Source organism: Sphingomonas sp. 2378 (assembly GCF_038084995.1).
In the GTDB taxonomy this organism is placed as follows: Bacteria; Pseudomonadota; Alphaproteobacteria; order Sphingomonadales; family Sphingomonadaceae; genus Sphingomonas.
In genome coordinates this window covers 1-2,085 of the sequence record NZ_JAXCMJ010000095.1, presented here as the reverse complement: position 1 = coordinate 2,085, position 2,085 = coordinate 1, and the positions used below count along the sequence as shown (strand labels likewise).

Annotated in this window: 3 protein-coding genes; all 3 read right to left on the bottom strand. The window is 68.8% G+C overall.

Annotated features, from left to right (window positions below; genetic code table 11):
* Positions 1 to 1,118 (bottom strand): IS66 family transposase (tnpC, locus tag SM191_RS19360; RefSeq protein WP_341507631.1); only part of this gene is annotated, 1,118 nt, incomplete at its 3' end.
* 57 nt (positions 1,119 to 1,175) lie between these two features.
* On the bottom strand, positions 1,176 to 1,529 hold the full coding sequence (gene tnpB, locus SM191_RS19355) for an IS66 family insertion sequence element accessory protein TnpB (protein WP_341507630.1): 354 nt from the start codon (positions 1,527 to 1,529) through the stop codon (positions 1,176 to 1,178).
* Complete coding sequence (gene tnpA / locus SM191_RS19350) at positions 1,526 to 2,038, bottom strand: IS66-like element accessory protein TnpA (protein ID WP_341507629.1); 513 nt, start codon at positions 2,036 to 2,038, stop codon at positions 1,526 to 1,528. Before tnpA ends, tnpB begins: the two co-directional genes overlap by 4 nt.
* Positions 2,039 to 2,085: the final 47 nt, after the last annotated feature.

Sequence of the window (2,085 nt, the reverse complement as noted above, 5' to 3'; positions counted from 1 at the left end):
CACACGTCGTAGATCTTGCGCCGGACATGTGCCCAGCATGCGACCTCCATAATGGGACCGGGCTGCCGTCGCGCATCGTACAGTTGGTCGTAACCCGCATAGCCATCCGCCTGCAGGAAACCGCTGAACCCTGCGAGATGAGCGCGCGGTCGCTCGCCCTTGCGGTCGGGGGTGTAGAAATAGGCTGCTGCCGGCGGCCCTATACCCTGCCAGCCCCGGTCGTCGCGGGCATAGACCCAGAGCCTGCCGGTCTTCGTCTTGCCGGTGCCCGGCGCGAGCACCGGGACCGGCGTGTCGTCGGTGTGGATCTTGTCGGCCGCGAACACGTGGGCGCGGATGTGCTCGACCAGCGGCTGGAGCAGCCAACTGACCTGACCGACCCAGTCAGCCATGGTCGAGCGGTCGAGGTCGACGCCCTCACGGGCGTAGATCTCCGCCTGCCGGTAGAGCGGCAGATGGTCGGCGTATTTGGACACCAGCACATGCGCGAGCAGGCCGGGGCCGGCCTTGCCGCGCGGGATGGGCAATGCCGGCGCCGGCGCCTGGGTGATGGCGTCGCAACGCTGGCAGGCGAGCTTGGGCCGGACGTGGCGCACGACCTGGAAGCGGCCGGGCACATACTCCAGCACCTCGGTCACGTCCTCGCCCAGCGCCGACATGGTGCCGCCGCACGCGCCACAGCCGTCCGCGTGCGGGGCGGCATGGACGACCTCGTGACGCGGCAGGTGGTCGGGCAGCGGCAGGCGCTTGGGCTTGCGCTTCTCGCGGGCGGGTGCTGGCACGCCGGCGTCAGCGGATGCGCTGGTCGCCTCGGCCTCGACCGTCTCCAGTTCCTCCAGCCGCAGCTCCAGCTGCGCGATCTCGCGAGTGAGCCGCTCGGACGACTGGCCGAACTGCATGCGCCTGAGCCGCGCCAGCTGGACCTTGAGCTTTTCAATCTCGAGCGCGGTCAGCTGAATGGTCGCCTTGGCCGCGCGAAGCTCGGCAACGGTGCTGGCCAGCTCCGCAGCGGTGGTAACGCGAGTCTGCTCGACGGCCGCTAACCGGTCCTGCAACGCCTGTGCGAAGGCGCGCAGCTCGTCCGGGTCGGAGGGGAGATCAGCCATCGCCAGCGACATGGCCCATCCTACCATCGGGCCGACTCACGCCAAGCAAAAAGGACCGAAAAGCGCCGTTTAGATGAGGGTCGGCGCGGCCACCGGGGTCGGCACCACGGTGCGTCGCCAGTCGATGCCCTCAATGAGCAGCGCCAGTTGCGCGGGGCTGAGCACGATGCCGCCGTCGACCAGTGGCGGCCACACGAACCGGCCCTTCTCCAGCCGCTTGGCGAACAGGCACATGCCCGAGCCGTCCCAGTACAGCGCCTTGAGATAGTCGCCGCGCTTGCCCCGGAACAGGAAAAGGTGACCCGCATACGGGTCGGCGCTGAGCACCTGGCTGGCAAGCGCGGTCAGCCCGTCGAAGCCCTTCTGCATGCTGACCGGCTTGCAGGCGAGATACACCTTGGTGCCCGTCGCCAGCGCTATCACGATGCATGCCCCAGCGCTCGCAGCACGCGGGCGAGCGCCTTCTCGTTGACGTAGCTGTCGACCGACAGGCGCACACCGGTCGGCAGGTCGATGTCGATGCTGCCCGGTCGCGTGCCTGGATGCGGGCGAACCAGGTCTTCCGCCGGTGCCGCAGATGACGACGGCTTGGCGGGTGCCGGTGCAGGTGTGGCCGGCATCAGCGCCATACTCGGTTCCGTCGGAACGACGTCCGTCACCACGCCATACGGGATGAACTGCAACGGCTCGCTGGCGATGCTCACCGCCTTCCGCTGCGCCGACCGCCAGTTATAGATGAGGCTCTCCGCGATGCCGAGCCGCCGCGATACCTCGCGCACCGTCACGCCCGGCGCCGACGCCTCGGCGACCACCGCCGCCTTCTCCGCCTCGCTGTAGGTCCGCCGGCGCTCCGTCCGGGTGATGACCTCCATCCGCCCCATCTCCTGACCTCCTTCCGGACTCCAGAAGGAGACCACGACAGGTACGGACATCCACGGCTACGTCGAGCGCGGCAACACGCGGCTCACCGGACGCTTAC

Coding starts and splice junctions, on each gene's coding strand:
- tnpA (WP_341507629.1), bottom strand. CDS start 2,038: ATGTCCGTACCTGTCGTGGTCTCCTTCTGGAGTCCGGAAGGAGGTCAG.